The organism is Kineococcus anabasis, from assembly GCF_054590795.1.
In genome coordinates, this window is sequence record NZ_BAAIHU010000012.1 from 229754 (window position 1) to 254913 (window position 25160).

Genomic DNA, 25160 nt, shown 5'->3' on the forward strand with positions numbered 1-25160 from the left:
TCACCCGCCCCGGGCCGCCGACGGCTGCGCCGGGCGCGCCGCCCCCGCCCGCCGGGCCGCACGCCCGGTGGTGAGACCCGCGACGCCGACGGCGAGGACGCTGAGCAGGACCGCCGGGTACACCCACGCCGCGGGCCGGGACCAGTCCACGTCCCCGGGGAAGCGGGCCAGCGCGGCCAGCTGCAGGACGCCCAGCACCGTGTACGTGACGGCGGCGGGCCGCAGCCGGACCAGGTCGCCGTCGCGGGCCACGAGGACGGCGGCCAGCGCCAGGGCCAGCAGCCACGAGGCGATCGACCGGGCCGTCAGCGGGGTCAGCTCCCACGGCCACGCCTGCCGGGCGGCGGGCAGCGCGAACAGCGCCGCCCCCGTGAGCCCGAGCACCGCCGCCTGCACCAGCAGGGCGGCGCGCAGCACGGGCCCCGGGGACGGCCCCGGGTGCGCCGGCGCGCCGGGAACCCGCAGCTGGGCGCGCAGCGCCAGCCCCATCGCGACGGGCACCACGACGTAGACCACGAGCCAGACCCAGGCGGCGAACCGGGGCAGGAGGGCGTCGGCACCGAAGGAGAACCGGTCCAGGTGCAGGAGCGTCGCGGCCAGCGCGACCGCCGTGAACAGCCACACGGTGAGGAAACCCACCCGCGCCGCCTCCCACGTGCCGCGGCGCAGGGAGAGCACCGACAGGACGAGACCGGAGGCGTACCCGGCGCCGAGGAACGCGGCGGTGAGCGGCGGCCGGATCGGCCAGGCCCACCCGGCGGCGGTGTGCGGGGCGAGGACGAACAGCTGGTTCGCGGCGGCGAGGGTGAGGACGGCGAAGGCCAGCAGCAGGACCCGCACCCCGGGGACCAGCGGCGTGCCGGCGACCGGTTCAGGCGCTCGCACGGTGCCCTCCGGGCATCCCCGCGGCCCGTGCCGGCGCGCCCCGCCGCACCGCGTCCCGCTCTCCCGGGGGCAGGTGGACGCCGAAACCCCGGACCGCCGCGCGCAGCAGCACCGGCCCGGGGCGCCCCAGGTCGGCGACCGCCGCGGCGCACAGGTCCTCCAGCTCCCGCACGCGCAGCGCCAGGTGCGCGGGCCCGCGGGTGCGGGCGGCGGACAGCTCACGGGCGTTGTCCCAGACGGAACGGCGCGCCCGCACGAGCCAGCGCCTGCTGGTCAGGAGGTTCACCGGGTACAGCAGCAGGGCGGGTGCGCGGCGTCCCGGACCCGCCGCCGCGCGCAGCTCCCGGTACTCCGGCGGGATCCGCCGCACCATCACGGTGTCGATGTGGCGGAAGTCCGCGTGGCGGGCGGCGAGCACCCGCCCGTCGAGGAACTCCGCGTCGGACAGCACGTCGAGCAGGACGAGCGGCAGGTCGTGGTTCAGGTGCGCGTGCAGGCCGACGAGCAGGTGCACCACCGGCGGGGCCCCGGCCGCCACGCCGAACGCCGCCCGCCACGGCGGCGGGACGGCCCCGGTGTCGCCGGCCCGCCGGTTCGCCAGGGCGTCGAGGTAGCGGGTCGCGAAGGCCACCGTGGTGCGCCGCACCCAGTCCGGGTCGGCGAAACCGCCGCGCCCCAGCTCGTCGCGCATCGCGAGGGTGCTGCGCAGGTACGTGCCGCAGAAGTACCGCGCGTCGTCCCCGGGGGGCAGGGCGGCGTGTGCGGCGGCGAAACGGTGCAGGAGGTCCTGCAGGTCCGCACCGGGCTGGTCGCGGTGCATGGCGGCCTCCGGTGCAGGGTCCACGGCGGAACGCTGATGGTCACGCACAGTAGTCCTCATGGCTTCTCGCCGGAAGGGTCCGTCCCGCCCCGGCGAGGGGAGGGACGGAACTCCTCACAGCGCCTTCGGCTCGGAGTAGATCAGGTCGTCGAGGGCCACGAGGTCGCGCGGGCCCCCGTCGGTGACGTGCGGGCCGATCGGCGTGTTGCCGGAGGTGATGCGGACCTCGAAGATGCGGGCGCTCGTCCGCACCCCCAGGAAGGACAGGGTCCCGTCGGCCCGCTGCCCCCTCGGGACGTCCCGGCTCCACAGGTGCTGGCCCCACCGGTCGTACGCGGCGATGCGCGTGCTGCCGGCGCGGTCGACGTCGGTGAACACCGCACCGAAGCCCTTCACCGTCGCGGGGGTGTTCGAGCCGGGCACGAAGAACCGCACCCGGGTCGTGGTGGTGCCGACCGGGGTGAACAGGCGCTCCCGGCTGAAGGGGGTGAAGTTCACGACGTTCTGGGGCCGGATGTTGCCGAACTCCACCGTCGAGTTCGTGGGGTTCGCCGAGTCGGCGCTCACCTGGAAGCGGTTGCCGCCGGGGGCGTGGAACACCGCGCCCCGCGGGACGGCGGTGTTGAAGAGGTTCGCGGGCATGGAGTTCGGCGAGGCCTGGCCGTCCCGCACCCCGTCCCAGTTGATCTCGCGGCGCCCGCCGGCCTGGCTGCCGGGCGTGCTGCCGTTGTTCACCCCGCCCAGCAGGGCGCGGTAGGCGTCGACGGCGGGGGCCAGCCGGGCCGGGCTCACCGCGGTCGCCTCGATCCGGGTGGAGGTCGGTGGTGCCGCCTGGGCCGGGACGGTCCCGACGGCGAGCACCGCCGGGACCAGTGCGGTGGCGAGGGCGGCGAGGGCCGGGACGCGGGAGGTGGTCGAGCGGTTCACGGGAACTCCTGGTGGACGTGCGCCCGGGAGGCGCGGGGCCGGTGGCTGCCACCGGGGAGCGGCCTGTGCGTTCCCGCTCCCCGCCGGCACGTCCCAGACTCCGCCGCGCCGGGCGCGCGGTCCTGAGCGACGAGGTGCTCAGATCTGCGGGCGCGGGTGCTCAGGCCCGCCGGCGCGGGTGCTCAGGTCCGCCGGTCGGCGGGGACCTGCCCGCCCCGGACGGGAACGGCCGCGGCGGCACCCGCGGCGCCCCCGTGCAGCTGGGCGAGCACCAGGCCCAGCACGTGGCGCAGCAGTTCCCCGCCGTCCTCGGCGGCCGGCACGGGCAGGCGCCCCGCCGCGGACAGCCGGTCCGCCTCGGCCAGCGCGTCCCGGAGGGCGGCCACCACGGGCGCACAGCCCACCGGCAGGTCCAGCACGGCCGTGAACGTGGCGCCGCCCTCCGCGACGGCCTCCACGGCCTGCGCCCGCACCGCCGCGCGGAACTCCCCGGACTCCTCCGCCAGGGCCGACACCCGCCGCACCAGCTCCGCGAGCTGCGGGTCGCCGGCCGGGGGACCGGGGGTCGCGGTGAGCTCGCGCACGAGGTCCTCCGCGTGCAGCCAGGCGCCGGCGAAACGCCCGGCCGGCAGGTCCGGCAGGTACACCCGCCGCCACCCCGCACCGGCCGCCGGCCGCGCCCCCCGGGGTGCGCCCTGCGGTGCGTGCTGCGGTGCGTGCTGCGGTGCGTGCTGCGGTGCGTGCTGCGGTGCGTGCTGCGGTGCGTGCTGCGGTGCGTGCTGCGCGGGGCGCTCCACCGCCAGCACCACGAGGTCGTCGGACAGGGCGGGGCTGAAGCGGACCAGGGCCGCCAGGAGGCGGTCGACGCCCTCGGCGAGGGTCCCGCGTGCGAGGTCGCCGACGTGCGCGGACAGCGGGAAGAACTCACCCCTGCGGTTCCTCGCCTCCACGAGGCCGTCGCTGTAGAACAGCAGCCGCGCGCCCACCGGGACGTCGAACTCCTCCACGTGCGGGTGGGGGTGCAGCCCCAGCGGCGGGCTCGGCCGGGCGGCCATGAGCTCGGTGCACCTCCCGTCGGCCTCGACGAGCACCGGCGGGACGTGGCCGCAGTTCGCCACCCGCAGCACCCCGTCGGCGCTCAGCTCCGCCACGACGGCCGTGACGAAGTCCTCCTCGCCGAGCTCCTGGGACGTGCTGCGGTCGATGCGCGCCACCACGTCCGCGAGGGTCGAGCCCGGGGTGTCGGCGGCCTCGCGGAACGCGGCGACCGTCCTGGCGGCGGTGCGCACCGCGTCCAGGCCCTTGCCGCGCACGTCGCCCACCACGAGCCGCACACCGGAGTCCCAGGGGAGCACCTCGTACAGGTCGCCGCCGACGCTCGCCTCGGCGGCCGCGGAGCGGTACCGCGCCACGGTGGGCAGGCCCGAGACGGCCGCGGGCGGCTCGCGCAGGATGGCGCCCTGCGCGGCCCGCGCCACCGCCGAGATGCTCCGCAGCTGGGTCTCCCGGCGCTCGCGGACCCGGCTGTTGACGACCGCGAAGAGGAGCACGGGACACACCGAGGCCAGGCGGGAGACGTCGAGCGCGGTGTCGAAGGTGGCGTCCGTGAACGCCATGGCGGCGGCCACGGCCAGGGAGTACAGGCCCAGCGCCGTGACGGCCCGCCAGCGCAGCCACGTGCTCGCGATCAGCGGGGCGAGCACGAACACCGACAGGGACAGGAACCGCGTCCCCACGAGGGACTGCACCACCGTTGCCAGCGGCGGCAGGGCGACCAGGGCCGTCACCCAGTAGCGGGGGTGCACTCACTCACCGTAGTGCGGACCCGGCGTGCGTGCTCCGGGACGACCTGGCCGCCCCTCAGGCGCCGGGTCGCGGTGCGTCCGGCCGCGGCGCGTCCTCGGGGTGGGCGCGCAGCGCCACGATCGCGATGTCGTCGTCCGGGTCGGGCGCCGGCTCCGCCGGCAGCGCATCCCCCAGGGCCTCCAGCGGCAGCTCCGCCACCCGGGCGGCGGTGTCGCGCAGCCGCCGCAGCGACACCTCCGGGGACTCCTCCCGCCGCTCCACCAGGCCGTCCGTGTACAGGACGACCGTCCCACCCGGGTGCAGCGTCGTGACGTGCTCCGTGCGCGACAGCTCCGGCGCCAGGCCCAGCAGCACGTCCCCCGGCTGCTCCAGCAGGCACGCCCGCCCGGCTCCAGCAGCAGCGGCGGCAGGTGCCCGGCGTTGGACCACCGCAGCCTGCGCAGCCCCGCCGCCGCGCGGTCGTGGCCGGTGACGTCCCCGACGACGAGCGTGGTGCAGCCGTCCGGGTCGAGGAACGCGTCGTACCAGTCGCCGCCGACGTGCGCCCCGGACGCCGCCGGGCGGTAGCGCACCGCGATCTGCAGGTGGTCCGGCTGCGGCACGTCCGTCAGCATCGAGCGCTGGAGCGTCTCGGCGAGGGTGCGGGTGTCGCTGGCGCGGCGGCGCTCGGTCTCCAGCCGCCCGGTGCGCTCCACCGCCTGCGCGCACTGCGCGGCGAACGCCTCCAGCACGTCCAGCTCCTCCGCGTCGAAGGACCGCGGCTGCGCCCAGCCCGGCGTGAGGGAGCCGAGGAGCTGGCCACCCGCCCGCAGCGGTAGCGCCGCCCACGCCACCAGGCCCACCGAGCCGAACACCCGGGCGGCCTCGGCGCCGTGCGCGGCGGACTCCGCCTCGTCCCGGGCCAGGAGCCGCTCCCCGCGCGCGGCGGCCGCCACGGGCAGCGGCGAACCCACCGGCAGGCACCCGTCCCCGGCGGGGAAGCGCCCCCCGAGGCCGTCCGTGAGCGCCAGCACGGCGCGGTCCGGGCGCCGCAGCGCCAGCACCAGCGCGTCCGCGCCCATCGCCGGGCACCCGTGCCGGAACAGCCGCGCGCACAGCTCCTCCGTGGTGTCGGCCGCGGCCAGGGCGGACACCGTGGCGGCCAGCCCCGCCAGGCGCCGGGCGGTGCGCCGCTCCTGCTCCGCGGTGCTGCGCAGCTCCGCGTTCAGCGCCTCCAGCTCACGGGTGCGGGTGAACAGGTCCGCCTCCACCTGGTGCGCCCGCTCGCGCCACCGCGCCCCCCGGGCCGCCTCCAGCCGGGCGTCGTCACGGTCGCGGACGTAGTCGGTGATGTCGTCCGCGCGGTGCAGCAGGAACGCCACGCGGCCCTGCCGGTCGAGGACGGGGACGTTGCGGGGGCTCCAGTACCGCTCCACGTACCCGCCGCCCGGCATCGGGATGTCGTACTTCTGGATCTGCATCGTCTCCGCGCGGCCCGTGTCCCGGACCCGTTCCAGCGAGGCGCGCAGGTTCACCATGCCGTCCGCGGCGGGGTCCTGCGGGTTGATCGGGAAGACGTCGAAGAGGTGGCGCCCGACGGTGCCCTGCAACGTGGTGGCCGTCGCCTCCAGCCGCGCCCTGTTGGCGTGCACGATCCGCAGGTCCGGAGTGAGCAGCAGCAGGGGCGCGGGCGTCTCGTCGAACACCGCCAGGAAGTCCGGCTCCGGCAGCCCCGCGCCCTCGTCCACGTCGTCCCCGCCCTCCCCGCCCTCCCCGCCCTCCCGGGCCGCCGAGCACGCACCGGCGCCGCGGGCGGACTACTGTGCCGTGGGCATTCCAGCACCGGGGACCGCCCACGAGCGGCCCGGTGCACGACGCACGGGAGGACGGCTGGTGAAGAGGTCCGGCCGGCGCCAGGTGGTGCTCGGGCACCCGGCGCGCATCGTGGTCCTCGCCTTCTCCACCGTCGCGGCGGTGGGCACCGCCCTGCTGTGGATGCCGTTCTCCCGGGAGGGCCCCGGCGCCGCCACGTTCGTCGAGGCGCTGTTCACCGCGGTCAGCGCCCTGTGCGTCACGGGTCTCGTCGTCGTCGACACCGGGGAGCACTGGTCCACCGCCGGCCACGTCGTGATCCTCGCGCTCGCCCAGATCGGCGGGTTCGGGATCATGAGCGCGGCGTCGCTGCTGGGGTTGCTGGCGTTCCGCCGGCTCGGCCTGCGCACCCGCCTGGTGACCGCGACGGAGACCCGCGGCCTCGGCATCGGGGACGTGCGGCAGGTCCTGCTGGGCGTCGTGCGGGTCAGCATCGTCGTGGAGCTGGTCACGGCCGTGCTCCTCAGCGTGCGGCTGGCCACCGCCTACGACGCGCCGCTGCGGCAGGCGCTGTGGGAGGGCGTCTTCCTGGCGGTGTCGTCCTTCAACAACGCCGGCTTCGTCCTGCGCGACACGAACATGGTCGACTTCGTCGCCGACCCGTGGATGTGCCTGCCGGTGGCGTTCGCGAGCATCCTCGGCGGGCTGGGCTTCCCGGTGCTGCTGGAGCTGCGGCGGCACTGGCGCAAGCCCCGGACGTGGAGCCTGCACACCAAGTTCACCCTGTCGACCACCGTGACGCTGTACGTGCTGGGGACGGTGTTCCTCACCGCCCACGAGTGGACCAACCCGGGCACGCTGGGCAGGCTCAGCGCGCCGGCGCGGCTGCTGGCCGGTTTCTTCCAGGCCGCGGCGTGCCGCAGCTCGGGGTTCAACAGCATCGACATCGGGCAGATGACCACCGGGTCCTGGCTGGCGATGGACGTGCTGATGTTCATCGGCGGCGGCTCGGCGGGCACGGCCGGCGGCATCAAGGTCACGACGTTCGCGCTGCTGCTCATGGTGATCATCGCGGAGCTGCGCGGGGAGCCGAACGTCACCGTGTTCGGCCGCCGGGTGCCCGAGCGCGTCCACCGGCAGGCCCTCACGGTCGCGCTGCTGTCCGTGGCGGCGATCGCGGTGGGCACGCTGCTGCTCACCGAGATGACCGGCTACACCACCGACCGGGTCCTGTTCGAGGTGATCTCCGCCTTCTGCACGGTGGGGCTGTCCACCGGCATCACGGCGGACCTGCCGGAGGCGGGGCAGGCGCTGCTCGTGCTGCTCATGCTGACCGGGCGGCTGGGACCGATCACGCTGGGCGCCGCGCTGGCGCTGCGGGAGCGGCACCGGCTCTACGAGTACCCCGAGGGCCGGCCGATCATCGGCTGAGCCCGTGGCCGCGGGTGCCCGCCGGGCACGGCGCCGTTGCGCACGGAGGAGGAGCAGGGATGAGCTGGAGGAACCGCACGGACACGCGGCGGCCCCACGCCGTGGCCGTGATCGGGCTGGGGCGGTTCGGGCGGTCCCTCGCCCTGGAGCTCGCCTCCAGCGGTGACATCGACGTCCTCGGCATCGACTCCGACCCCGGCCTGGTGGACGAGGTGGCGGGCCGGCTCACGCACACCGTCGTCGCGGACTCCACGAAGGTCGCGGCGCTGCGGCAGCTGTCGGTGCACGAGTTCGACCGGGTGGTGGTGGGGATCGGCTCCAAGCTGGAGGCCAGCATCCTCACGGCCTCGGTCCTCGTGGAGTTCGGCGTGCCGCATATCTGGGCGAAGGCGGTGAGCAACTCCCACGCGCGGATCCTCAAGCAGATCGGCGTGCACCACGTGATCCGCCCCGAGCACGACACGGGCCGGCGCGTGGCGCACCTGGTGCGCGGCCGGATGCAGGACTTCATCGAGTTCGAGGAGGGTTTCGCGATGGTGAAGTCCGCCACACCGCCGGCGCTGGTGGGACTGACGCTCCAGCAGGCGCGGCTGCGCAGCAACCACCGGGTGACGGTGGTGGCGCACCACCGCCCCGGGGAGCCCTTCACCTACGCCACGCCGGACACCGTCCTCGGCCCCGACGACGTCATCATCGTCTCGGGGGCCACGCGCGACGTGGAGCGCTTCAGCGAGATCACCTGAGCGCCCGGCGCCACCGGGGCCCCGCGCCCCGGCCGCCGGGCGTGCCGCTCAGCCGCCGGGCGTGCCGGGCCCGTCGCCCGCCTCGTCGGCGGGGAGGTCGTCGGCGGGGGGTGGCGCCGGGGGGTCGCGGTGCTCGAGGTCACGGCGCTCGACGCCGGGGAACGCGCGACGCTCCGGCTCTCCCCGCTCCGAGCGGGTCAGGTCGAGGACCTTGCGGCGCTCGACCCGGTGACGACGGTCATCCATCCCCGTAGCTCACCACGGGGAGCGGCCGCTCGTCGCGCCGGGTGCCACCGGGAGCGGCGCGGGGCGCGGGCCGGGGACGCCGCTCAACCGCCCGGCGGCCCGCACGCACCGCCGCCGGGACCCAGCCCCGGCGGCAGGGGGAACCACGACAGCCGGTGCGCGGCGGCCTCCACCACGACGAGCCCCGCGCCGGAGACGAGGACGTCCGAGGGTTCGGCGAGGTCCCGCAGCAGCGTCGTGACCTGCCCGGTGGAGGGGTCGTACCGGCGCACGGCCCCGTTGTAGGTGTCCGCGACGAGCACCGCTCCCCCCGGCGCCACGCACACCCCGAGGGGGTGCTGCAGCAGAGCCGCCTCCTGCCCGTCCTGCGGCCCGGGCCGGCCCGGGCCGTCGCGCAGGCCGGAGTCGAACAGCCCCAGCCCCACGGCCGTCCCCACCGCGTACCCGGGTGCGGCGACGGGTGCGACGTTGGCCATGCGCCCGTCCTCGACCACCGGCACCACCCGCGGGAGGGGACCGGACCCGGTGCGCCGCAGCACGCGCAGGGCGGAGGTCTCCGCGTCGGCGAACCACAGCCGGCGCCCGCCCGGCTCCACCGCCAGCGCCGAGGGCTGCGCGAGCCACGCCTCCTCCGCGGGGCCGTCGCGCAGCCCCTCGGCCGTCGTGCCCGCCAGGACCCGCACGAGACCCCCGGCGGGGTCCGGGTCCGGGGCCGGGTCGAACGCCCAGAGCTGGTGGGTGCCGGCCATCGCCACGACCAGCTGCCCGTCGAACCAGGCGACGTCCCACGGGCTGGACAGGTCCTCCGCCAGGGCCGGTCCCCCGCCGGAGCGCCGCCGCGCGGGCCGGCCCGTCCCGGCGACGGTGCGCACGGCGCCGTCGGCCAGGCGCAGCCCGCGCAGGGTGTGGCCTCCGGTGTCGGCGACGACGACGTCGTAGCCGGCGCGGGCGGCCACCTCCGGCGGCAGCAGGGCCAGGCCCTGCGGGGCGGTGAGGGCCGCGGCGCCGCCCTGCCCGTCGGCGCGGCCCGGCACCCCGGAGCCGGTGCGGCGCAGGACCGTGCGCAGGTCGGGCGCCAGCTCGGTGAGGCGGTGCGCGCCGGGCTCGGCGACGAGGAACGTGCCGCCCGGCAGGGGCAGGGCCCGCGCGGGGAAGCGCAGCCCCGGCACCTGCCCCGGAGGACCCGGGACCGGCCCCGGGGTGGTGCCGCGGCGCAGCGTCCCGCGGGCCTCGTGCTCGGCGACCAGCTCCTCCAGCAGTGCGGCGAGCCCGGTGGCGTGCCCCTCCCCGGAACGCTGCGCCACGACGTACCCCTCGGGGTCGATCAGCACGAGCGTCGGCCAGGCCCGTGCCGCGTACGCCCGCCAGGTCCGCAGCTCCGGGTCGTCGAGAACGGGGTGGGAGATGCCGAGGCGCTCCACGGCGGCGTCGAGCGCGGCGGGGGAGGCCTCGTGGGGGAACTTCGGGGAGTGCACCCCGACCGTGACGAGGACGTCGGCGAAACGCTCCTGCAGCGGCCGCAGCTCGGCCAGGACGTGCAGGCAGTTCACGCAGCCGCTCGTCCAGAGGTCCAGCAGCACGAACCGCCCGCGCAGGGAGGACGGGGACGGCTCGGTGCCGCCGGTGCCGAGCCAGCGCCGGCCCTGCAGCGCGGGGGCGCGCACGCGCGGTGGACGCCGGCCAGCGCCCCCCGCCGGGCTCACGGCCGGCTCCGGTGCAGCGTCTCCACCGCGCGCCCGGCGCGCTGCGCCACGGTGGCCGGGTCCTCCTCCAGCACCTCGGCGATCTCCTGGTCGTCGAGGCCGGCGACGTGCCGCAGCGCGAGCACGGCGCGCTGCGGCGCGGGCAGCCGGCGCACCCGGGCCAGCAGCTCCTCGCGGGAGCCGTCCCGCGCCGCGCCGGCCGCCGGGGCGTCGCCGGTCCCCACCGGTGCCCGCCACGCCGCGGGGTCCACCGCCGGCTGCACCCGCGGAACCACCCCCCGGTCCTCCCGCGGGTCCTCACCAGGGTCCTCACCCGGGTCCTCCCCCGGGTCCGCCGGGGCCGGGCGCCGCGCAGGTCGCCACGACGTGCACGCGTGGACCACGGCGCGCACGGTCAGCACCTCCGGGTCCTCCTCCCCCGGGCGGTCCCACCGCGGCAGCGCCCTCGCCAGGGCCGAGACCACGACGTCCTCGGCGGCGTCCGGCTCGCGCAGCAGGACACGCGCCAGCGCCACGAGCTCCGGACCGCGCCGCAGGACGTACTCGTCGAAACCCCGGGCGGGGGCCTCCTCCCCGGCCTGCCGCCCGGCGCCCGCGCGCGTCACCAGCCCGGCTCCGCGGCCAGCGCCTGGAACAGGGCCTGCTGCGCGAGGGTGCGGGTCACGTCGCGGGCGTGGTTCAGGTTGCCGTGCACCACGAGGCGGACCTCCACGACGACGGAACCCTCCCGCAGGACCGCCGAGGTGGCGAACACGTCGAAACCCTGGGAGATGCTGGACCAGGCCGCCAGGACCTCCTCCGCCCGGTACGCGCGCGCCTCGTCGAACTGCCACTCCCCGAGCCGCTCGGGCGGGGTCAGGCAGTTCGGGGAGAGGTCGAGGACCCCCCGCAGGAACTCGTGGGCGCCGTCGCCGTCGAAGCGGCGGACCCGCTCCTCCAGCTCCTGCACGGGTTTCCCGCCCCGTGCGGCGGGAGCCCGCCACGCCTGCCGACGCCCGCCCAGCAGCGCTCCGGCGGTGGGGATCGGGTCGTCGCCGCAGATCCCGCCCTCCACGGGCGCACCCGGCGGCTCCCGGACGGGCTCGCCGACGGGCACCAGCCCCGGCAGCACCACCGCCACCTGCGCGTCCGGCAGCAGCGGGGAGTCCTGACCCGACGCCCCCGGGGCACCGCCGGCCCCCGGGGCCCCCGGGGCACGCCACGGGCCGGGGGTGCCGGGGGTTGCCGCCCCCGCGGGCGGCGCCGCGGTGGTCCGCGCCGGGGCCGGCGTCCCACCCCCGGCACGCTCCTGCGCCGGGTCCGGTCCCCGCAGGGCCGACACCGCCAGCGGCACCCCCACGACCACGACCAGGAACGCCGACCACAGCACCCTCGCGCGGCGGCGGCGCACCGCTGCCAGCGCCCGCGCGCGGCGCAGCAGCACCTCCGGGTCCGCCTCGGCGGCCCGCTCCCGCTCGGCGGCCGCGGCGTCGTCGAGCTCCCTGCCCAGGGCGCCGCGCTCGCGCCCGGCGTACCCGCCGCCGTCGGCCCGCACCGTGTCCCCCGTCCCGCCCGGGCGCCCTCACCCGCTCCCCCCAGCATGGCGCCGCCGGGCCCGGTGCGCGTGCCGGCCCCCGCAGTGCCCGGGGGCGCCCGGGTGCCGGGCCGGCGGTGGCTCAGCCGGCGACGACCCTGTTGCGCCCGGCGTCCTTGGCGGCGTAGAGGTGGCGGTCGGCGAGGGCGATGACCTGCCGGTAGGTGAGGCACTCCGCGGAGGGGGAGGCCACCCCGATGCTGGCGGTCACCCGCAGCCCCTCGACGACCTCCGACCACTCGTGGGTCTCGACGCAGCGGCGCAGCGCGTCCGCCAGCCGCACCGCCGCGTCGCCCTCGGTGTCGGGCCACACCATGAGGAACTCCTCACCGCCGAGGCGGGCCGCGAACGCCCCGCCCGTGAGCTCCCGGCGCAGGATGCCGCCGAGGGCCGTGAGGACCTGGTCGCCCACGTCGTGGGAGAGGGTGTCGTTGATCCGCTTGAAGTGGTCGACGTCGAGCAGCCCCACGGCGAGCGTGTCCCCGCCCGCGGCGAAGGACGTCAGCAGGTCCCCGAGCCGGGCCTCGGCGTACCGGCGGTTGCCGAGCCCGGTCAGGGGGTCGTGCAGCGCGAGGTCGCGGTAGTGGTCGCGGTCCCGGCGCGCCCGCTCGGCGTCGAAGCGCGCCTGCGCCCGCTGCGCGCGCTCCTCGCGCTCGGCGCTCCACAGCGCCTCGGTGGTCCGGTGGAAGGAGACGTGCTCCTGGTACGCCTCGCGCCAGCGCCCGGCCCGCGCGTGCACCTTCGCGCGCAGCTCCAGCACCGCGGCGAGCATGAGGTCCATGCCGGAGACCTCGCACAGCTTCCCGGTCTCCTCCAGCACCTCCAGCGTGCCCAGCTCGTCACCGCGGCCGTCGAGGACGCGCGCGAGGGTGAGCAGGCACTCGGGGAGCTGGTGCGGCTGCGACGGCTCGCTGCGGGCGATCTCCACGGCGGCGCGGGCGGTGGCCTCCGCCGCGTCGAGCAGGCCCTGCGCCTCCTCGATGCACGCGAGGGTGTCGAGCTGGCCGGCCCGCAGGGGCAGTCCCGTGGAGATGCTGCGGGCACGCAGCCGCCGCGCGGTGCGGGCGGCCAGCGCCACGTCGCCCGCCTCGACGGCGTCGTAGGCCATGTTGTTGAGGGCGGCCATCTCCTGGGCGACGTCGCCCGTGTCCGCGGTGATCCGCAGGATCTCCTCGTACACCGGCTGCATGTCGGCCAGGCCGTCCATGACGGCGGTCGCGGCGATGAGGTGCTGCACGCGCAGGCCGGGCGGGCAGTCGTCGGGCAGGGCCTCGACACCCTGCAGCGCGTGCCAGCGGGCGTCGGCCATGTCGCCGTCGGACGCGGCGAACAGCGAGAGCAGGGCGTGGCTGCGGGCCAGCACGAGGGGCTGGGCCTGCTCCAGCGCCCACGCGTTGAGCTGCAGGACGCGGGTGGCGGCACCGGCGACGTCGCCCTCGGCGGCACGCCGGTCGCAGTCGGCCAGCTCGGCGCGCACGTCGAGGTCCGGCCGCTCCAGCTCGGCGGCCCGGCGGCGGGCGGCCTCCAGCGCGGGTCCCTGGGCCCTGAGGGTGCGGGAGCGGTCCAGTTCCAGGCGCAGCAGAAGCGCCGCGAGCTCCTCCGGGCCCGCGGCACGCACCTGTGCCACGGTCGGCACGGAAGGCTGCTCCACCTCGGGAACATCGGCCGTTCACGTGCCCAGCCGTAGCGACTGCGCACACCCGCCCGGCCGCCGCCGGTGCTCGTCACCCGTCGGGTGGAGCGCGGGCGCCGACCAAGGGACGACGCCGGGACGTGCACCGGTTGCCTACCCTGCTCCGGTGGCGACCGCCCTCCCCCACCGCACCAGCGCGGACCCTCCCCTGCCGGACCGCGCCCCCGACCCCGCCGTGCCGCCGGCCGGCGGGGGGCGACGGGTGCTAGGGATGTCCCCCGCACAGGCGGGGCGCGTGCGGGACCTGCTCGCCATCCTGTTCTGCGTCCTGACGACGGCCGTGACCACGGGCGCCTACCTGGAGGGCGACGCCGGCTTCGCGGACGTGCCGGAGCCGGCCCTCGCCCTGTCGGCGGTCGTCGCGCTGCTGTCCGCGCCGCTGCTGTGGTGGCGTCGCCGCCGCCCGGTGACCGTCGCGGTGGTCACCGCCCTCCTGGCGCTGGTCAGCTTCAGCGAGGCCAGCTCCTTCATCGCCCTCATGACGCTCGCGGTGCGCCGCCGCGACCGGGTGCTGCTGCTGGTGTCGGTGCTGTCGGTGACCACCACGACCGTCGGGACGTGGCTGCTGGGGCGTGAGTCGTTCTGGCTGTCCCTGGGGGGCTCCGCCGTCTTCGCGGGGCTCTTCGTGGCGGTCGGCGCCTACATCGGGGCCCGCCGCGCCCTCGTGCACAGCCTGCGCGAGCGCGCCGAGCGGGCGGAGTCGGAGCAGGCGCTGCGCGCGGACCAGGCCCGGCTCGCCGAGCGCACCCGGATCGCGCGGGAGATGCACGACGTGCTGGCGCACCGCATCTCCCTGGTGGCGCTGCACGCGGGCGGGCTGGAGGTGCGCCCGGACGTGGGCCCCGAGCAGGTGGAGGCGACGGCCGCCACGATCCGCGCGACGTCCCGGGCGGCGCTGGAGGACCTGCGCCGGGTGCTGGGGGTGCTGCGCACCGACGGCCCCGCGGACTCGGCGGGGGCGGCGGAGCTGGTGCCGCAGCCGACGCTCGCGGACCTGCAGCGCCTGGTGGCGGACTCCCGGGCGGCGGGGGTCCCGGTGGAGCTGCGCACGGAGGTGAGCCTGCACACCGAGGTCCCCGTGGACCTGGGCCGCACGGTGTACCGGATCGTGCAGGAGGCCCTGACGAACGTGCACAAGCACGCCCGCTCGGCGCAGGCGGTGGTGACGCTGGGCGGGCGGCCCGGCTCGTTCCTCTGCGTGGAGGTCGTCAACGGCCGGCCCGCGGGCGGGGCGCCCCTGCTGCCGGGCAGCGGCTCGGGCCTGGTGGGCCTGTCGGAGCGGGTGGGCATCGCGGACGGCACCCTGGTCAGCGGCCCGGAGCCGGACGGCGGGTTCGCGGTGCGGGCGCGGCTGCCGTGGCCGTCGCCGGACCCGGGGACCGGCGACGGGGCCCAGGTGGGGGAACGGCCCACGTGGGCGCCGCCGGATGCCAGGATCGTGGCGCCGCTGCGGCCGATGCCGGGCGACGAGTGAACGCGGAGCGAGGGGGACGGATGAGCGAGGCGGGCACCACGGCACCGGCGCGGCCGACGAGGCTGCTGCTGGTGGACGACGACGCCCTGGTGCGGGCGGGGCTGCGGATGATCCTGTCCAGCGCCGAGGACCTGGACGTGGTCGGTGAGGCCAGCAACGGCTCGGAGGCGGTGGAGGCCGTGGCGGCGCACCGGCCGGACGTGGTCCTCATGGACGTGCGGATGCCCGTGATGGACGGGCTGACCGCGGCGGGGCAGATCACGGGACGCCCCAACGCCCCGGCGGTGATCATGCTGACGACGTTCGACCTGGACGAGTACGTGTTCCAGGCGCTGCAGGCGGGGGCGCTGGGGTTCCTGCTGAAGGACACCCCGCCGCGGGAGCTGGTCTCGGCGGTGCGGGTGGTGGCCGCCGGCGAGGCGATGCTGTCGCCGACGGTGACGCGGCGGCTGGTGGGGCACTTCGCGGCGGACTCGGCGAGCCCGCGGCGCCAGCGCGCGCAGGAGCGGTTGCGGCTGCTGACGGAGCGCGAGACGGAGGTGCTGGCCGCGGTGGGGCTGGGGCTGTCGAACGCCGACATCGGCAGGCAGCTCTACATGAGCGAGGCGACGGTGAAGACGCACGTGTCGCGGTTGCTGACGAAGCTGGACGCGACGAACCGGGTGCAGGTCGCGATCGTCGCGCACGACGCCGGGCTGATCCCGGACCCGGAGGCCTGACGGGCGCTCCCGGGCACCCCGTTCCCCGCCCATCTCCGGGTTCGGGCGCTCCCGGGCACCCCGTTCCCCGCCCATCTCCGGGTTCGGGCGGGGAACGGGAGACGGGCGGGGAACGGGGGACGGGCAGGAACGGGGTACGGCCTCAGGTGAGGTAGGGCCAGCCCGCGGAGTCGTAGGCGAGGCGGTTGACGCCGAGCTTCTCCACACCGTTGTCCTGGTAGTAGTGGTAGACGATCAGGTCGCCGTCCACGTCCCTCATGACGGACTGCCCACCGGGCCCGTGCACGCTGCCCTGGGTGGCGTTGATCACGGAGCCGCCGCCGTTGCGCATGTCCACGCCGGCCTTGTCGAGGTAGGGACCGGTGATGGACCTCGAGCGGCCGACGACCGTCTTGTACGTGCTGGCCGCACCCTGGCAGCACCTGTCGAACGAGGCGGTCAGGTAGTACCAGCCGTTCGCGTGGTGGATGTAGGGCGCCTCGACCGCGCCGGGGCTGGGGCGGGTGGCCAGGTCGTAGCGGCGGGTGTTGCTCGCGAGCTGCTTTCCGGTGGCCGGGTCGATCTGGATCATCTTGAGGCCGGACCAGAACGAGCCGAACGACAGCCACCACCGGCCGTTCGCGTCGACGGTGAGCGCGGGGTCGATGGCGTTGTAGTTGTCGCTGGTGCTGGAGGAGTAGACGCGGCCCTGGTCGGTGAAGGTTCCCGGGGCACCGGAGGGGCTGGTGGCCAGGCCGATCGCGGAGTTGTTCGAGCCGAACGAGGAGACCGAGTAGTACATGAGGTACTTGCCGCCGCGGTAGGAGACGTCGGGCGCCCACAGATCGGTGGTGGTGCCGTAGGACGACGACCACGTCAGCGGCTTCGAGAGCGCCGACGCGCCACGGGTGAAGTTCGTCCGGTCGGTGGAGGTGCGCACCTCGACGAGGTTGTGCGTGGAGTAGACGTAGTACCGCCCGTCGGCGGTCTTCACCATCGACGGGTCGTGGGTGCGCACGTCGCCGGTGACGTGTCCGGGGCCGGGGTAGGCGGAGGCGGTACCCGGGTTGACCAGGCAGAGGGTGGCTGCCGCGACGGCGGCGAGCAGGCCGCGCAGGCGGCGGGTGGGGCGGGAGGTCATCCACAGCTCCTCGTCGAGTGGTGGGGGTGGCCCGGTGCGCTTGCCGGCGCGGAGGCCCTCCCAGGCTGTACATCGTTGTAAGGCCTGAGAATCCGGTTACTGTGCCCGACTCCCGCCCGTCGCGCAAGACGGGGCGTCCTCGCGCATGGGCCGGCGGGTCGCGGGTAGGGGGCGGGCGACGCCCGATCCGCCGGAGCCGACCCGAAGAGGAGCACCCGTGCCCCAGGACCAGACCGAGCCGCAGGACCCGCAGCAGCAGTACGACCACCCCGACCGCGAGGGCGAGCAGATCCCGCACCCCGGCCGCACCGGGGATATGCGCGACGAACCCGACCACGGCGAGGAGTCCTACAAGGGCAGCAACCGCCTGGAGGGCAAGAAGGCCGTCATCACCGGCGGGGACTCCGGCATCGGCCGCGCCGTGGCCATCGCCTTCGCCCGCGAGGGCGCCGACGTCCTCATCAGCTACCTGCCCGCAGAGGAGGAGGACGCGCAGGCCACCGTCCGCCTCGTCGAGGCGGCCGGGCGCAAGGCCGTCGCCTTCCCCGGCGACATCCGCGAGGAGGACGTCTGCCAGCAGATCGTCGACCGCGCCGTGCAGGAGTTCGGCCGCATCGACGTGCTCGTCAACAACGCCGCCTACCAGATGGCACAGCCCGGCGGCATCGAGGACATCACCACCGAGCAGTTCGACCGCGTCCTCAAGACGAACCTGTACGCGATGTTCTGGCTGTGCAAGAAGGCCGTCCCGCACATGCAGGAGGGCTCCAGCATCATCAACACCTCCTCGGTGCAGGCCTACCAGCCCTCGCCCCCGCTGCTGGACTACGCCACCACCAAGGCCGGCATCGTAAACTTCACCAAGGGCCTGGGGCAGATGCTCGCCGAGAAGGGCATCCGCGTGAACTCCGTGGCCCCCGGCCCGATCTGGACCCCGCTCATCCCCGCCACCATGGACGAGGAGAAGGTCGAGAGCTTCGGCGAAGACGTGCCGCTCGGCCGCGCCGGGCAGCCCGCCGAACTGGCGCCCGCGTTCGTGTTCTTCGCCTCGCAGGAGTCCAGCTACATCACCGCCGAGGTCCTCGGCGTCACCGGCGGCAAGCCCATCTCCTGAGCCCCGCCCCGCTGCGGCCGCCGTCCCCGCCGGGGCGGCGGCCGCCGTGCGTCCGAGGCGGGGCGGACCTGCACCTCGCCCGTCACGGCCGCCGGCGGCGGCTCCCCGGGCACCGGTGATGGACAGGTGCCATCGATCGGGTCGTGTGCTCAAGCGCCGCGGCGGACCGGCCGACGCAACGCCCGTGTCCTGCTCCCCCGGTCCCGGCTCCCTGGCGGGCGCACCACGCCGCCTGCCAGGGCTGGGCAGGACGGGTGCGCTGCTGGCGGTGCTGGTCGCGCTCGGGATGCTCGCGCCGCCCCTGGCGTGGGCCGCGTTCAGCGCTTCCGTGGCCAGCTCCTCGCCGCTGACCGTGGCGGCGTCCTTCCCGAACCACCCCGCTGCGGTGAACGCCGCCTCCCCGTCGTTCTACCACCGCCTCGAGGACGCCTCCGGCTCGCCGACGGCGGCGGACTCCTCCGCGAACGCCTCCCCGGGCGTGCACGCCGGGGCGAGCGCGGTGCAGCCGGTGTGGATGGCGTCCTTCGACGAGGGCGCCGGCGGCGTCGTGAACGACGTCTCCGGTGACACCACCCGCCAGAACGGCGCCTTCTACCCCGCCGCGGGCTGGGTCACCCCGGGGCGCACCGGCTCGGGCGGTGCCGCGGCCGCCTTCGACGGCGCCCGCGACATGTACACCTCCGGCGGCGCCGTGGTGAACACCAGCCAGTCGTTCACGGTCTCGGCGTGGGTCAACCTCAGTTCGGCCGCCACCGGGTACCGCACCGCCGTCTCCCAGGACGGGGAGTTCCTCAGCGGCTTCTACCTGCAGTACGACGCCTTCCTGAACCAGTGGTGCCTGAGCCTGCGGCCCGTGGACACGGCGACGAACCCCCCGCTCGCGGAGCAGGCGTGCGCCCCCGGCACCGCCGCCCGCGACACGTGGGTGCACCTGGTGGGGAACTACGACAGCGCCGCGGCCACGATGAGCCTGTACGTCAACGGGATCTGGGCGGCGACCACCGCACGGACCGCAGCGGGCTGGAACGCCCCCAACTCCCTGGTCGTCGGCGGGGCGAAGTTCCCCACGGGAGGCGCCAACACGCGCGTCGACCAGTGGCTGGGGGCGATCGACGACGTGCGCGTCTACCAGCGCACCCTCTCGGCCGCGCAGGTGCGGGAGCTGTACGCCGGCGTGACGGCGAACCCGTCCACGGCCTGGGACTTCTCCGAGGCCGCCGGGACCACGGCGACCGGGGACTCCTCGGGTGCGGGCAACACCGGCGCCCTCGGCTCCGGGGCGTCCCTCGCCGCCTCCGGCGCCACCGGCCACGGCAACGCGGTCACCCTGAACAAGACCGCGAACGGCCACGTGCGCGGCGGGGTGCCCGCCGTGGACACCACCCGCAGCTTCACCGTCGCGGCCCGGGTGCGGATCACGGACACGGCGGCCACCTACACCGCCGTCAGCCAGAGCAGCCCGAGGATCAGCGGGTTCTTCCTGCAGTACTGGACGGGTACGGGCAAGTGGTGCCTGACCATGCCCGACGGCGACACCGCCTCCGCCACCCCGGTCGGCGCGTGGGCGTGCGCGGCCCTGGGCACCGGCGACGCCAACGGCACCACCTGGGTCCACCTCGTCGGCGTGTACGACGCCGAACAGAAGAAGATCTCCTTCTACCGCAACGGCGTCCACGCCGAGACGGTCGACCGGCCCGCCACCCCCTGGCGCGCCGACGGCCCCCTCACGGTGGGGCAGGGGATCTTCGCGGGCGCGCAGGCGGACTTCTTCTCCGGCGGCGTGGACCAGGTCCGCACCTGGCAGCGCGTCCTCACCGCGGGCGAGGTCACCGCCCTCGCCGGCTCCACCACCGGTTCCACCGGCGCCACCACCCACGCCGGGACCACCTACCGCGTCACCGGTGCGCTGCAGGGTGCCCAGAAGGGCCTGCAGGCGCACACCGGCACGACCCACTCCGCGGTCACCGGCGGCTACAACGCCACGCGCCGCCCCACCGGGCCCACGACGTTCAGCGTCGCGTGCTGGTTCCGGGCCACCGGGGGCAACGGCGGCACCCTCGTCAGCTTCGGCAGCGAACCGGACGGGTTCTCGGCGACGGTCAGCCGCCGCCTGCACCTCTCCGGCACCGGCGCCCTCGTCTTCGGCACCGACAGCGGCACGGCGAACACCGTCTCGCACACCCGCAGCGGCACCGGTGGCTGGGCCGACGGTGCCTGGCACCACGTCGTCGTGACGGTGAACCCCACCGCCGGGCAGGCGACCTCCGGGGTCCGGCTGTACGTGGACGGCGTGCTCAGGGCCACCGGCACGCACACCGCGGTGCCCACCGGGAGCGGGGTGTGGCGCTGGGGCGGTGACGTGGCGGGCACCACCTGGCCCGCACCCGGGTACCTCACCGGCTCCCTCGACGAGGTCGCCGTCTGGAACACCACCGCCCTGAGCGCCCAGCAGGTCTCCTGGCAGTACCACGCCAACCACTGACCCGGCTCGCCGGGCCCCTCGTACCCGGCGGCCGGTGAGGGCCTGGCACGGGGGTGCTCACGGTCCGCGCCGGGCGGTCCGGCGCCCGCGCGGGAACCACACCAGGACGCGGGCGTCACCACCGCGCGGCGGGGAGGGGCGGGTCCACCCCCCGCTCGGCGGCCCACCGCCGGAACCGGGCGATCGCCAGCACGTGTCCCTGCCTGTGCGCCCAGTCCCACGCCGTCTCCCCGCGCTGGCCCCGCAGGAACGGGTCGGCGCCGCGCTCCAGCAGCAGCGCCGTCATGGCGTCCTCCAACGGGGTTCCGCACTGGGCCGCACCGTCCGCCTCGCAGTCCACGGCGAGCTGGAGCAGGGTCGCGCCGCTCGGCGTCTCGCGGTGGTCGGGGTCGAGGCCCGCGTCCAGCAACCGCCGCAGCCCCGCCACGTCCCCGTGCTCCAGGGCCTCACGCGCCGGTTCCACGGTCCCTCCCCGTCAGCCGGCCCGGCTGCCAGCGGATGCAGGTGGCGTGCTGGCGCCAGGGAACGGTCGCGGTGCCGGCGGCCCGGCAGGCGGCCTCCACCACGTCGGCCACCTCCCGCAACTGCCGTCGCCGGTGCCCGGGGTCGGCCCGCAGCCAGGCCGAGTTCGTGCCCAGGGCACCGGCGACGGTGGCGGCGTCCACCTGCCACTCCCAGGGGAAGACGGCCGTCTCCACCTCGTCCCCGGGCAGGCCGGCCGGCCGGGGCGGGGAACGACGGGCCTCGGCGTCGGGGTCGAACGGCGCGATCCGCGCCGCCCAGCCCGTCGTGAGGTCCGGGGTGTTCCAGACCAGGCCGAGCCGTCCCCCGGGGCGCAGGACCCGCCTGACCTCCGCGACGGCCTGCGCGTGCGGGAACCAGTGCCAGGCGTCGGCCACCAGGACGGCGTCGAGCGAGTTCCCGGCGACCGGGAGCCGCTCGGCCCCGGCCCGGTGAGCGCGCACGCCGGGCAGGTGCCGGCGCAGGTCCGCGAGCATGCGGGGATCGTGGCAGGTCGGTGCACCGCGGGACCACCGCTCCCTCTCCCCCGCCGCAGGAGCGCCCGCCGCGCCGCGCGTCGCGGGATCCCCCCCCCGGTACCCCGCGACGTGCGGTGCTGCGACGGGCACCACGCTGGCTCCTCCGGCTTGCCGGGGACTGGCGGCCGGCTGGTGGCACCCGGGGACGGGGCGGGAGCCGCCGCGGATCAGCGCGGACCGGGGGGCAGCGCGGCCAGCCGTCGGCGCGCGCGCCGTGCGTACGGGTGGGCCCCCATCGCCTCCGCGAGCGCGACGGCGCGGGTGAGCTCGGCGCGCGCCTCCCCGGTCCGGCCCAGGACGGCGAGCACCGACCCCCGGTACAGCGCCACGGGACCCAGGACCGTCAGCCCCGGCCAGAGCACGACGATGCCGTCGCCGTAGGTCTCCAGCACCGGCAGCACCCGCGCGCACCCGTCCGCGTCGTCCAGCGCGACGTACGTCTCCGCCGACAGCACCACCCGCGACGGCTCCCGCGGCCCCGCCGAGGGGATGCCTTCCAGACCGCTCAGCGCGAGGCGGGCGGGCCCGGACGCGCCGGCCTCGGCGTGTGCGAGGGCCTGGATGAGCAGCCACTCCGGGTCGCTGGCCGCCGCCAGGTCCACCGCGTCGGGGACGATGTCGACCAGGCGCCCCTCCAGCCAGGCGCCGATCCCCTCCGTCGTGGTCCTCGACGAGCGCGCCATGACCGCCGCGGCCGCGGAGACCAGCGAGCCGTCCCGCGCGGCGTCGGCCGCCACGGTGCGCGCACGGTCCAGCTCACCCCGCGCGAGCATCAGCCCCACGTGCCACCACACGTCCAGGAGCTGCAGCTCCGCATCGCCCCGGCGACCGGCGAGCTCGGTGAACCGCCGGGCGGCCAGCTCGGACTCCGCGAACCGGGCCTGCTCCAGCAGCGTCACCCGCTGCAGGTGCAGGGCGGTGGCCTCGAGCGCGGGCTCGCCGCGCGCGTCCGCCAGCAGCGCCGCAGCCAGCTCACCGCGGCGCGCCGCGGTGGCCGGGGTCCACGTCACGACGCACTCGGCGACCCGCACGTGCGTCCAGGTGTCCGCCGCACCCGCCGACCCGGCCGCGGCGGCGGCGCGCGCGAGGACACCGGCCGCCGAGGGCAGCCCCCGCGTGGCCCGGTAGGCGGCCAGGGCCGCGAGGACGCGTCCCGCGGAGGCCGGCTCGGCGTCCGCGGCGAGGGCGGCGGCCTCCTCCAGCAGCGCGGCGTCGCTGGTGAGGGGCGCCGCGTACAGCGACCAGTACCCGCCGAGCCCGCCCGCCGCGGCGACGGCCGCCCGCACCAGCCGCCGGGTGTCGCCCGTGGCACGGGCCACGTCGGCCTCGGCGGCGAGGGAGGCCGCCGCCTCCTCCAGCCGGCCCAGGCGGCGGGCCGCGACCCCGTGCACGTGGTGCAGGTCGGCGGCGAGGTCCCCGCCCGCCGGCGCGTGCTGCACCCCGCGGGCGGCCAGCACCCGGGCCTCGTCGTCGCCGGCCTGCGCCAGGGCCTCCCGCGCCGCGCGCAGGCACGCCGCGGCCGCGTCGGCGTCCACCCGCCCGAGCGCGGCGGCGCTGCGGTGCGCGGCGATCGCCGCCGCGGACGTCGCACCGGCCGGACCGGCACCGAGGGCGTCCGCGAGGGCGCCGTGCAACCCGGCGCGGCGGGCCGGGCCCAGGTCCGACAGGACGGCGTCGCGGACCAGGTCGTGCGCGAGCCCGAGGCGCCCGGGGACGGTCTCCCGCACCAGCCCGTGCCGCAGGGCGGCGACGACGTCGTCCTCCAGCGCGGCCGGGGACGTGCCCAGGGCGTCGGCGAGCAGCCCGAGCGGCACGTCCCGCGCGGCGACGGCCAGCACCTCCAGCACCCGCACCGCCCCGTCCGGCAGGTCCCGCACGCGGATGCGCAGCACGTCGCGGATGCTGGAGGGGACCTGCGCGGTGTCGCCGTCGCCCAGGGCGGCGACCTCGGCGACGAAGAACGGGTTGCCGCCCGTGCGGGCCAGGAGGGCGTCGGCGAGGACCCCGTCCGGGCGGACCCCGGCGACGTGCTCGACGAGCCGCGCCACGTCCCGGCCGCTCAGCCCCTCCAGGTCCAGGCGGCACGCGCCGGGCGCGCGGACCAGCGCGGCGGCGACCCGGCCGGCCCCCTCCCCCGGCAGCGCCTCCCGGCGGCAGGTGACGAGCACGAGGACCGGCGCGTCGCGCAGCTGGGTGAGCAGGACCTCCAGCACGTGCAGGGAGTCGCCGTCCGCCCACTGCAGGTCGTCGAGCACCAGCGCCAGCGGCTCCCGGGCGGCCAGGGCCCGCACCCGCTCGGTGATCTCGACCGCGAGGGCGAACCGGTGGGCGTCGGCGTCACCCTCCGCGGCGCGGGGCGGCAGCCCGCCCAGCACCTGCTGCCACGGCCAGTACGCCGGGACGCCCGCCGCCTGCAGGCACCGGCCCCAGCGCGGCACGGTGCCCGCCCGTCGCGCGAACTCCTCGACGAGACGGGTCTTGCCGATGCCCGGCTCGCCGGTGACGAGGACGGGGACCGTGCGGCCGGCCCGGGCCCGCGACCAGGCGGCGGCGAGCGCGTCCAGCTCCCGCCGCCGGCCGACGAACCCCGGGCCGCCGGGCTCGGGGTCGCCGGGTCCCGGGTCCGCTCCTCCGGGGCCGGAGGCGTCGGGAACCGGCGCCGGGGCGGCGTCCAGGGCGGGGGCGGCGTCCAGGGCGGGGTCCTGGCGCAGCACGCCGGCCTCCAGCCGCACGAGCGCCGGGGACGGGTCCACCCCCAGCTCGTCCGCGAGACGGGTGCGCAGGTCCCGCAGCTCCGCCAGGGCGTCGGCCTGCCTGCCCGCGGCGTAGAGGGAGCGGGCCAGCACCCCGCGGGCGCCCTCCCTCAGCGGGTGGGCCGCCACGAGCGGGCGCAGCTGCGCCGCCGCCTGCTCGGCGCGCCCCAGGCTCAGCAGCCGGGCCGCCAGCTCCTCGCACGCCTGCAGCCGCAGCTCCTCCAGCCGCTGCGCCTCCGCCTCGACCTCCGCCACGTCGGCGACGTCGGCGTAGGCGGCGCCCCGCCACAGCGCCAGCGCCTGCTCCAGCAGCTCCACGGCAGCGGCCGGGTCCGGGCAGGCGGAGGCCTCCCGCAGCAGCCGCTCGAAGCGCCGCGCGTCGACGACGTCGGCGGGGACGTCGAGCACGTAGTCGCTGCCCCGGGTGAGCAGCAGCGTCGCGGCGGCCCGCGGCGCGCGCTCCGGCTCCAGCGCCCGCCGCAGCCTGGACAGGTGGCCCTGCAGGCTCACCGCCCACGCCCTCGGCGGCGCCCCCCGCCACAGCCGCTCCGCCAGGGCGGAGGCCTCCAGCGGGCGGCCGCGCTCGGCCAGGAGCAGGGCCAGCACCTCCGCCGGCTTGCGCCCGCCGAGCTCGACGGGGCTCCCCTCGCGCAGGACCTCGGTCCAGCCGAGGACGCGCAGCTCCAGGGACACGGGCAGGGAGTCTAGGCAGGGCCGCGCCGCCCGCAGGGCGGTTCCGGCGAGGTCGTCCCCCACCCCGGTCACGTCACCAGCGGGCCACCGGCCACGTCACCAGCAGGCCACCAGCCGGGCGCCAGGAGCGGTGCGCACCCTCGTCCC

The 25160-nt window shown here is 76.9% G+C and carries 20 protein-coding genes and 1 pseudogene; 6 read left to right on the plus strand and 15 right to left on the minus strand.

Annotation, left to right across the window (positions count from 1 at the left end; genetic code table 11):
* The 6 genes and pseudogenes from ACYQBY_RS19565 to ACYQBY_RS19590 form a co-directional block, all read right to left on the minus strand.
* The gene (locus tag ACYQBY_RS19565; RefSeq protein ID WP_459645563.1) at nucleotides 1-885 is read right to left on the minus strand and encodes a hypothetical protein; all 885 of its coding nucleotides are present in this window, start codon (nucleotides 883-885) and stop codon (nucleotides 1-3) included.
* Nucleotides 872-1729: a DUF5995 family protein gene (locus ACYQBY_RS19570; protein WP_459645564.1), complete on the minus strand. Its 858-nt coding sequence runs from the start codon at nucleotides 1727-1729 to the stop codon at nucleotides 872-874. The genes ACYQBY_RS19565 and ACYQBY_RS19570 overlap by 14 nt, the downstream gene beginning before the upstream one ends.
* A gap of 90 nt (nucleotides 1730-1819) precedes the next feature.
* Nucleotides 1820-2632 carry a hypothetical protein gene (locus tag ACYQBY_RS19575; RefSeq protein WP_459645565.1) on the minus strand — a complete coding sequence of 271 codons (813 nt, stop codon included), beginning with the start codon at nucleotides 2630-2632 and terminating at the stop codon, nucleotides 1820-1822.
* A 182-nt stretch (nucleotides 2633-2814) separates the two neighbouring features.
* Complete coding sequence (locus ACYQBY_RS19580; RefSeq protein WP_459645566.1) at nucleotides 2815-4437, minus strand: PP2C family protein-serine/threonine phosphatase; 1623 nt, start codon at nucleotides 4435-4437, stop codon at nucleotides 2815-2817.
* 55 nt (nucleotides 4438-4492) lie between these two features.
* Nucleotides 4493-5266, minus strand: coding sequence for a SpoIIE family protein phosphatase (locus ACYQBY_RS19585; protein ID WP_459645623.1), 774 nt, complete (start codon nucleotides 5264-5266; stop codon nucleotides 4493-4495).
* Nucleotides 5188-6165, minus strand: a pseudogene (locus ACYQBY_RS19590) (PAS domain-containing protein); the annotation flags it as partial. The gene ACYQBY_RS19585 and the pseudogene ACYQBY_RS19590, both read right to left, overlap by 79 nt.
* 145 nt (nucleotides 6166-6310) lie before the next feature.
* On the opposite strand from ACYQBY_RS19590, the gene ACYQBY_RS19595 reads away from it, so the two are divergent.
* Together ACYQBY_RS19595 and ACYQBY_RS19600 are read left to right on the plus strand one after the other, a co-directional pair.
* A complete protein-coding gene (locus tag ACYQBY_RS19595; protein ID WP_459645567.1) occupies nucleotides 6311-7660 on the plus strand; it encodes a TrkH family potassium uptake protein in 1350 nt (449 codons plus the stop codon).
* A 59-nt stretch (nucleotides 7661-7719) separates the two neighbouring features.
* Nucleotides 7720-8403, plus strand: a complete 684-nt coding sequence (locus tag ACYQBY_RS19600; RefSeq protein WP_459645568.1) for a potassium channel family protein — start codon at nucleotides 7720-7722, stop codon at nucleotides 8401-8403.
* 48 nt (nucleotides 8404-8451) lie between these two features.
* On the opposite strand, the gene ACYQBY_RS19605 is transcribed toward ACYQBY_RS19600, so the two are convergent.
* From ACYQBY_RS19605 to ACYQBY_RS19625, 5 genes are all read right to left on the minus strand, one after another.
* The gene (locus tag ACYQBY_RS19605) at nucleotides 8452-8649 is read right to left on the minus strand and encodes a hypothetical protein (protein ID WP_459645569.1); all 198 of its coding nucleotides are present in this window, start codon (nucleotides 8647-8649) and stop codon (nucleotides 8452-8454) included.
* Nucleotides 8650-8732: 83 nt separating this feature from the next.
* On the minus strand, nucleotides 8733-10313 hold the full coding sequence (locus ACYQBY_RS19610) for a thioredoxin-like domain-containing protein (RefSeq protein ID WP_459645570.1): 1581 nt from the start codon (nucleotides 10311-10313) through the stop codon (nucleotides 8733-8735).
* Nucleotides 10314-10348: 35 nt separating this feature from the next.
* Nucleotides 10349-10957, minus strand: a complete 609-nt coding sequence (locus tag ACYQBY_RS19615) for an RNA polymerase sigma factor (protein ID WP_459645571.1) — start codon at nucleotides 10955-10957, stop codon at nucleotides 10349-10351.
* Nucleotides 10954-11886 (minus strand): hypothetical protein, encoded by a 933-nt coding sequence (locus ACYQBY_RS19620; RefSeq protein ID WP_459645572.1) that lies wholly within the window; start codon nucleotides 11884-11886, stop codon nucleotides 10954-10956. The genes ACYQBY_RS19615 and ACYQBY_RS19620 overlap by 4 nt, the downstream gene beginning before the upstream one ends.
* A gap of 121 nt (nucleotides 11887-12007) precedes the next feature.
* The gene (locus ACYQBY_RS19625; RefSeq protein ID WP_459645573.1) at nucleotides 12008-13552 is read right to left on the minus strand and encodes a GGDEF domain-containing protein; all 1545 of its coding nucleotides are present in this window, start codon (nucleotides 13550-13552) and stop codon (nucleotides 12008-12010) included.
* Between the two features lie 172 nt (nucleotides 13553-13724).
* On the opposite strand from ACYQBY_RS19625, the gene ACYQBY_RS19630 reads away from it, so the two are divergent.
* Both ACYQBY_RS19630 and ACYQBY_RS19635 read left to right on the plus strand, forming a co-directional pair.
* Nucleotides 13725-15092: a sensor histidine kinase gene (locus ACYQBY_RS19630; RefSeq protein ID WP_459645574.1), complete on the plus strand. Its 1368-nt coding sequence runs from the start codon at nucleotides 13725-13727 to the stop codon at nucleotides 15090-15092.
* A gap of 20 nt (nucleotides 15093-15112) precedes the next feature.
* Complete coding sequence (locus ACYQBY_RS19635) at nucleotides 15113-15811, plus strand: response regulator (protein WP_459645575.1); 699 nt, start codon at nucleotides 15113-15115, stop codon at nucleotides 15809-15811.
* Nucleotides 15812-15953: 142 nt separating this feature from the next.
* On the opposite strand, the gene ACYQBY_RS19640 is transcribed toward ACYQBY_RS19635, so the two are convergent.
* On the minus strand, nucleotides 15954-16931 hold the full coding sequence (locus ACYQBY_RS19640) for an arabinan endo-1,5-alpha-L-arabinosidase (protein WP_459645576.1): 978 nt from the start codon (nucleotides 16929-16931) through the stop codon (nucleotides 15954-15956).
* A gap of 217 nt (nucleotides 16932-17148) precedes the next feature.
* On the opposite strand from ACYQBY_RS19640, the gene ACYQBY_RS19645 reads away from it, so the two are divergent.
* Nucleotides 17149-18045 carry an SDR family oxidoreductase gene (locus ACYQBY_RS19645; protein WP_459645577.1) on the plus strand — a complete coding sequence of 299 codons (897 nt, stop codon included), beginning with the start codon at nucleotides 17149-17151 and terminating at the stop codon, nucleotides 18043-18045.
* A gap of 184 nt (nucleotides 18046-18229) precedes the next feature.
* On the plus strand, nucleotides 18230-20527 hold the full coding sequence (locus ACYQBY_RS19650; protein ID WP_459645578.1) for a LamG domain-containing protein: 2298 nt from the start codon (nucleotides 18230-18232) through the stop codon (nucleotides 20525-20527).
* 115 nt (nucleotides 20528-20642) lie between these two features.
* On the opposite strand, the gene ACYQBY_RS19655 is transcribed toward ACYQBY_RS19650, so the two are convergent.
* From ACYQBY_RS19655 to ACYQBY_RS19665, 3 genes are all read right to left on the minus strand, one after another.
* Nucleotides 20643-20990 (minus strand): ankyrin repeat domain-containing protein, encoded by a 348-nt coding sequence (locus tag ACYQBY_RS19655; protein WP_459645579.1) that lies wholly within the window; start codon nucleotides 20988-20990, stop codon nucleotides 20643-20645.
* On the minus strand, nucleotides 20974-21525 hold the full coding sequence (locus tag ACYQBY_RS19660; protein ID WP_459645580.1) for a class I SAM-dependent methyltransferase: 552 nt from the start codon (nucleotides 21523-21525) through the stop codon (nucleotides 20974-20976). Before ACYQBY_RS19660 ends, ACYQBY_RS19655 begins: the two co-directional genes overlap by 17 nt.
* Before the next feature lie 209 nt (nucleotides 21526-21734).
* Nucleotides 21735-25085 carry a BTAD domain-containing putative transcriptional regulator gene (locus ACYQBY_RS19665; protein ID WP_459645581.1) on the minus strand — a complete coding sequence of 1117 codons (3351 nt, stop codon included), beginning with the start codon at nucleotides 25083-25085 and terminating at the stop codon, nucleotides 21735-21737.
* Nucleotides 25086-25160: the final 75 nt, after the last annotated feature.

Bases quoted from the DNA above. Each gene is read 5' to 3' on its own strand.
- ACYQBY_RS19660 (WP_459645580.1), bottom strand. From the start codon at position 21,525: ATGCTCGCGGACCTGCGCCGGCACCTGCCCGGCGTGCGCGCTCACCGG.
- ACYQBY_RS19640 (WP_459645576.1), bottom strand. From the start codon at position 16,931: ATGACCTCCCGCCCCACCCGCCGCCTGCGCGGCCTGCTCGCCGCCGTC.
- ACYQBY_RS19600 (WP_459645568.1), top strand. From the start codon at position 7,720: ATGAGCTGGAGGAACCGCACGGACACGCGGCGGCCCCACGCCGTGGCC.
- ACYQBY_RS19605 (WP_459645569.1), bottom strand. From the start codon at position 8,649: ATGGATGACCGTCGTCACCGGGTCGAGCGCCGCAAGGTCCTCGACCTG.
- ACYQBY_RS19635 (WP_459645575.1), top strand. From the start codon at position 15,113: ATGAGCGAGGCGGGCACCACGGCACCGGCGCGGCCGACGAGGCTGCTG.